The sequence below is a fragment of the Aeromonas sp. R10-2 genome, assembly GCF_040908445.1.
In the GTDB taxonomy this organism is placed as follows: domain Bacteria; phylum Pseudomonadota; class Gammaproteobacteria; order Enterobacterales; family Aeromonadaceae; genus Aeromonas; species Aeromonas veronii.
In genome coordinates, this window is sequence record NZ_JBFODS010000004.1 from 1 (window position 1) to 5607 (window position 5607).

Below are 5607 nucleotides of genomic sequence, written 5' to 3' on the forward strand. Positions count from 1 at the left end.
CCGTTGCCGCCATGTATCGGCGGACAACAGGGCATAGCGGGCCACATGCTGGCGCAGGTATTCGGTATCAATGACGATCCAGCGGCTGCCGCATGCCCAACCAGATGCCTCCCAGAACACCCCAAAAGGCGCAGTGTTGCGGTTCAACACTGCGCCTTTTTGCGCTGAAAGTTTATGACGATTCCAGGGCGGTTTTAGAGGCCGAAACAGGCCGAACCGGTGTGGAGCAGATCCGGTGGTCTACCCCCGTAAAATGGACAGTCAGCCATCTCAACTCGGTACGATCCCAAACGCCTGCCGGCAGTTTTTTGCCCCGCAGGGCCGCGTTTATGTGTTTGAGGACGAAGGACTCAAACGCATAAACATAGTCGGTCGCTATGTTTATCTTTAGGCCCCCACTATTACCTATCGGTGTGGTACTCTGATGGCGGTCTTTTGATGGAGGTCTCTATGTCCGGTTATCAGTTCGCGCATCTCGACGGGTATGCAAGGAAAGCGAGTGCCAAGGGTGATGGGAGATCGGCGCAGGACATCATTAACGAGGCCGAGCGCAAACCCGAAGCCTGCAAGCACTTTGACGACCCGAGCACGATCCGGCCCCCGATCATCCGCTATGGTGTGACCCCATCACAAGCACTGGAAAAGGCTGTCGAGTGGGCGGAACAGGCTAAAGACCCCAAGGGTAAAAAGTACCGGATCGACGGGCACTGCATAGCTGCTGGGGTGTTCAGTGTGCCCGAGGACTTTCCAGATGACCGCTGGCCGGAGTACAGGAAAGCGATCATCAAGCACTTGAAGCAGAAGTACGGAGATCGGTTGCTGTCGGTCGTGGAGCACACCGACGAGACTTACCGACACTGCCACTTCTACCTGGTGCCACTTCCAGGTGAGAGTTTCGGTGTGGTGCATCAGGGTTGGTCAGCAGAGAAAGCGGCCTATGCACGGGGAGAACGCAAGGGGCTACAGACGCAGGCTTACAGCGATGCCATGAGCGCATGGCAGGACGAGATCCACACCATATCAGCTCCTTTCGGCCTCCTGCGAACAGGGCCTAAGCGAGCGCGGCTCCCGAATGCGGAGTACAAGGCGAAGAAGCGAGCCGCCTCCCTGATCGCAGAGCAGGTGACGGCACCACCAGTCCAGAGACCGAAGATGGCCCCCGTGACAGCCATCGTTGAGGCGGTTAAGGCAGAGCACAAGACAACGATGATCGGAAAGGGCGATCCGCTTTACACCAAAGCCCAGCTCACTCAAGTGGCAAAGCAAAGTGCCCTGTATGGGTTCGATATGCTTGCGCAGCAGCGGCTGGACTACCTGACCATGACGACCGAGCGAGCCGCTGAGATCGACGCCGCAGAGGCCCGCCTCAAGGAGCTGCGCGACAGGGCCGAGGCGCAGGCCGCCGAGATCAGGGCCGGAGAGGACAAGATGGAGGCCCTGAGAGACGAAGAGCGGAAACAAACAGAGCTGCTGGGTCGGCTAGAGCAGGCGGTTAAAGAGGTGCATGGCTATTTAGATGAGGCCATCTCAAGAGTTCAGGAGCGGGCGCTGAAGGCCCTTGGGGGCGTGCTAGACGCGTTTGTCGCAATAGTTGAAGCACCACAAGACCAAGAGTTGAAAGATGCCGCGAGGAGCGGCCTAGAGAGCATTGGGACATCGGGAGCATGGGCGAAGCTGGCGGATCGGGTCGTGAACGTGCTGATGCCATCGGCAAGGGCGGCACAGGCCGCTGATGGGATCGATTGGCCGAAAGAGGTCAAAGAGACGGGCCGGAAGCTACGGGACAGAACTGTAGACTCTTCTTCTGATATGGGCATGTAGCCGCCTAGCGGCGGCTGCTGAGGTCTACCTCGATGCGGCGAAAGCCGATCTGGTTCGCGGTGTTCGCGGCCGCATCGATGGTCGTGAAGACCCGCCAGCCGCCGCGCTGCCGCTCGAGCACTTCCGTTTCCCCTCCCTTCCCGAAGCGTACCAGGTGAAGATGGTAGCCCGCCCCCATCGGGGTCGGGACGATCAGGGCTTTGGAGAAGCCCCCAAGGTCGAACACGGTCTTGGCGTCTCGTTCCTGCACAATCAAATCCTTAATCTGAAAAATCAGAATCGAAATTTGATTTTACGCGAGCAGCCCATGCCGTCAAGACAAAGACTGCTCCATGGATAACTGCTGCCGCCCACAGGGGACAAGCCCCTGATGGACGGACGGGCGCAGTTACCCACCTCGCCAAGCCTCTCTCTATAAAGATTCATTTAGGGCGATAACAACGCCCTGCGGGCGCTGTTATCTGATAAGGCTTGTTTTCGTGAACTCTATTTTGAAATGTTCACGTACTTACTGACCAATCCTACCGATACGCCAAGATCTTCGGCTATGTCCTTCTGCGGGTATCCCGCCGCCTTCATGCGCTGGATTTCCTCCCACAGTGCCCAGTTAGTCCGGCTTGTTCCCGTGGGCCTTCCCCCGCCCTTAGATACCTTGCCGCCCTTCGCCCCTCGATGCGCCTGCACCTGGCTAAACCCCGCGGGGGTAAAGTGCCGCCACACCCAACGGGCAATGCTCTTGGCAGTGGCCTTGATCTCGTTGGGAGGCAACGGCCCGCCCTGCTCGCGTCCAAACGCATTGGCGCTCTCACAGGCAGCCCTTACCGCATCGGCCCAAGCCTCGTACCCGTTGGGCCGCCAATACTCTCTAACGGCGCTGTAGGCCCATTCACGCACGTTATCGAACACCGTAACGTTACGCCCCAGTCCCCCAACTTCTTTGCGACTGCGGCGGCTATAGGCTGCTAAATCGGCATCCGGGCAAAACTCGGCGAGGTAATCGAGGGGGTATGGGGCGTGGTTGTGCCATGTCGTCCACCAATCTCGGTGTACGGGGTTTTTGGTTATCAAGCCAACGTACCCCATGTCTGCACCCAACCGACGCGCTAGAACGTGTTCTATGGCCGCTAAATAGCGAAGTGGTTTTAACTTTGCGGCACTGGTACGCGCCACAGGCGAGGCCAACAGGTAGCCAAGGTGGTAATTGCCGTTCTCGGGGTTGATCGAGATCCAGTGCGGAGCAGGCAAGCCACGCTCTCGCCATTCGTGATACCCCTCCCGCCAATGTTGCTCATGCGGTTTCCTGTCCACGTCAAACACCAGACAGGAGACATGGGGCGGCGGGTTGTGCTGGATATGGCGATATGCCAACGCGGTCGCTTGCGGGCGGATAAGCAGCCCCTGCGCCGGATCATCGGAACAGTAGGGGCGACGAGGGATACGATCGACAAAGACAGCGGCTTGAAGCGCTGGTTTTACCATCTGGCACCGCGCTTATTGGCGGTGCAGGAGGTTTGTTTGATGTGATCCATGTGATAGACTTCTCATGTGATTAAGTCACGGCCCCGAACTTTCTGCACTCTTCCGCCAAGTTGATCGCAGAGATTCGGGGTTTGTCTTTTCTGGGCAATACGTTACCGCAGGTGCCTAGACATGAGCAACGTTAGCCGCATCTAACTTTCCTTCACATTTCCTTTCGTTAGTACGAACGAATAAAACCCGTTCTGAAGCCTCTTGGGCGATTCGTTGAGCATCCATAAGACCGAGCCAGTTGATGCGCGACAAGTAATAAAATGCGGCTGAATACTCTTCACCTGGTGAAGAAAACGCCTCGTCTTTAGCTGCCTGATACAGGGCGCAATACTCATAAGTATTCGGTCGTCTACACATCCGTGATACACCTCGGATCATCCCGGCTAAGCTCTCGTTCGACATCGTCCAGCGAATGCAGAACCTCTTCTCCCTTGCGAACCCTCTCCATGATCTGCTCGATCTTAAATAAGCCATCGGAAAACAGACCGCGCTCTTCGACCATCCGGTTAAGTTCTTGGATGGCCTCATGGTTATCCTGAGCCCAACCGTCAGCCTCTGCTTTTTTCCGCTTGCCCAACTGATTGAGCTTCGCCGCCATATCTTTTTCCGGCACAAAGTCACCAGCATCAGCCTCGCTCAATGCAGCCTCAACCTGTGCGCTCTGCCAAGCCTCACCACGGTGGATAATCATCAACCTGCTCCCGGTTATTACCGCACTAGCCACCCCTCGGCAACTTCACCTATTCCAGCCTCGAGCCAGCGTCCAAATACACCTGCTCCCGCTCTCGTTTCCCCACCGCGACCACGAATACCAGCACCCGATCATCCTGTACCTGGTACACCAACCGATACCCCGCCCCACGCAGCTTGATCTTGTAGCAATCCGGCAGCCCATGCAGGCGGTTGGCCTCGACCCTTGGTCGCTCCAGTACCTCTGCCAGCTTCTTCTTGAACTGCTGGCGCACGGTATCACCCAGCTTCTTCCACTCCTTCCACGCTCGTGGATCGAACTCAAGCTCAAAGGTCATCCAGCGACACCCTGATCCCTTTCTGGGGGCTGGCCAGCCGCTCACGAACGAGGGCAAGCAGCGCCTCCTCATCCTCCGTTACCACGGTCGTCCGAAACGGCAACCGCTCCTGGGAAGCAACATACTCCAGGGTTTGCCGCAGCAGCTCCGAGGGGGTGACACCGAGCCTATCAAGAACCGCATACGAACGAGCCTTTAAGTCGTCGTCGATGCGAAGGTTAATCGTCCCCATTTCCACACACTCCGTAATTACAATCGCAATTACATTATAACGACTACCGAACCATGCAGTAAACAAAGTCCCAGCAACGGGGCGACTAGCGCAGTCTGTCGCGCTCGGGGCGGGGGGGGCCGCCAAGCATAGCGCGGCAGCCCTGCAGTAAGCCCCCAAACTGGCGAACGCTCCCCCGTGTAGGGGGGCGCAGAATGGGAGATAACGCCCGGCAAGACAACCCATCTTGCAGGCTAACAAGGGCTCATCCCGTGAGGTGACCACTGCCTACTGATCGTCCTGTAGCACAGCACGACCTTCTTGATACATCCATCCCAGGTTGTTTTGCACAGCGGCATCACCCTGCTTTTATTGCCTTCCCTTGTGGTGTGAGGCATCCCTGCCATCAGGTGGCAAAGCCGGACATGACAAGGCTTAGACCGACTATGCGTGATCAATGCCACTTGAGAAGGCAACACGAGAGCAGTGTTCTACTATTCGGAACAGCTATTTAGCAACGGATGAGATCACCACCGACATGGGGAGGCTTATGCAGTATCCATTCAGGATATATAATGTAATCTACAAGGCACTGAATAGTACAAAACGCGCCAAGCCAATATCTATTTTTACTGAGCAACATATAGGAATTATCATGCATTTGCCACGAGCACTATTTATTACTTTGGCATGTTATTTTTCCATGCTTTCTCAAAGTGCATTCGCGGGTGACTTGGGGATTGATTGGCCTCAAGAAAAAATGGTCGATGGCAAATATATTCCTGGGCCTGCATTCGAACAGTGCACCGCTTTTGGGGACAGGTATGCCAATATTGCCACGATTGAGGATGAAGGTGAAAATAAATCTGGCAACTATTTTTCTGCATTAAAAGTCATTAAAAGCATGGGAACTCAAACGGAATGGGTCTGCTTAATACAGTATAATGTTGCGATGTTCCTAGACGGTCAGCATATGGGTGATTTCCAGTCACAAGAACTCCATCACGTAAACAAGCA

Annotated in this window: 7 protein-coding genes; 2 read left to right on the plus strand and 5 right to left on the minus strand. The window is 55.8% G+C overall.

Annotated features, from left to right (window positions below):
* Positions 1-450: 450 nt before the first annotated feature.
* A complete protein-coding gene (locus AB5Y97_RS00040; RefSeq protein ID WP_104456136.1) occupies positions 451-1821 on the plus strand; it encodes a mobilization protein in 1371 nt (456 codons plus the stop codon).
* Between the two features lie 4 nt (positions 1822-1825).
* On the opposite strand, the gene AB5Y97_RS00045 is transcribed toward AB5Y97_RS00040, so the two are convergent.
* From AB5Y97_RS00045 to AB5Y97_RS00065, 5 genes are all read right to left on the minus strand, one after another.
* Complete coding sequence (locus AB5Y97_RS00045; RefSeq protein ID WP_059167479.1) at positions 1826-2071, minus strand: hypothetical protein; 246 nt, start codon at positions 2069-2071, stop codon at positions 1826-1828.
* Positions 2072-2307: 236 nt separating this feature from the next.
* Positions 2308-3300, minus strand: a complete 993-nt coding sequence (locus AB5Y97_RS00050) for a replication initiation protein (protein WP_201873142.1) — start codon at positions 3298-3300, stop codon at positions 2308-2310.
* Positions 3301-3700: 400 nt separating this feature from the next.
* On the minus strand, positions 3701-4042 hold the full coding sequence (locus tag AB5Y97_RS00055) for a type II toxin-antitoxin system CcdA family antitoxin (RefSeq protein WP_161508008.1): 342 nt from the start codon (positions 4040-4042) through the stop codon (positions 3701-3703).
* A gap of 49 nt (positions 4043-4091) precedes the next feature.
* The gene (locus tag AB5Y97_RS00060; protein WP_113722067.1) at positions 4092-4379 is read right to left on the minus strand and encodes a type II toxin-antitoxin system RelE/ParE family toxin; all 288 of its coding nucleotides are present in this window, start codon (positions 4377-4379) and stop codon (positions 4092-4094) included.
* On the minus strand, positions 4369-4611 hold the full coding sequence (locus AB5Y97_RS00065; protein WP_201873143.1) for a type II toxin-antitoxin system RelB/DinJ family antitoxin: 243 nt from the start codon (positions 4609-4611) through the stop codon (positions 4369-4371). Before AB5Y97_RS00065 ends, AB5Y97_RS00060 begins: the two co-directional genes overlap by 11 nt.
* 529 nt (positions 4612-5140) lie before the next feature.
* Between AB5Y97_RS00065 and AB5Y97_RS00070 the strand changes: the two genes are divergently transcribed.
* Positions 5141-5607: hypothetical protein (locus tag AB5Y97_RS00070; RefSeq protein WP_368156997.1), on the plus strand; the 467-nt coding region annotated here is incomplete at its 3' end.

Coding starts and splice junctions, on each gene's coding strand:
- AB5Y97_RS00040 (WP_104456136.1), top strand. CDS start 451: ATGTCCGGTTATCAGTTCGCGCATCTCGACGGGTATGCAAGGAAAGCG.
- AB5Y97_RS00050 (WP_201873142.1), bottom strand. CDS start 3,300: ATGGTAAAACCAGCGCTTCAAGCCGCTGTCTTTGTCGATCGTATCCCT.
- AB5Y97_RS00055 (WP_161508008.1), bottom strand. CDS start 4,042: ATGATTATCCACCGTGGTGAGGCTTGGCAGAGCGCACAGGTTGAGGCT.
- AB5Y97_RS00060 (WP_113722067.1), bottom strand. CDS start 4,379: ATGACCTTTGAGCTTGAGTTCGATCCACGAGCGTGGAAGGAGTGGAAG.
- AB5Y97_RS00065 (WP_201873143.1), bottom strand. CDS start 4,611: ATGGGGACGATTAACCTTCGCATCGACGACGACTTAAAGGCTCGTTCG.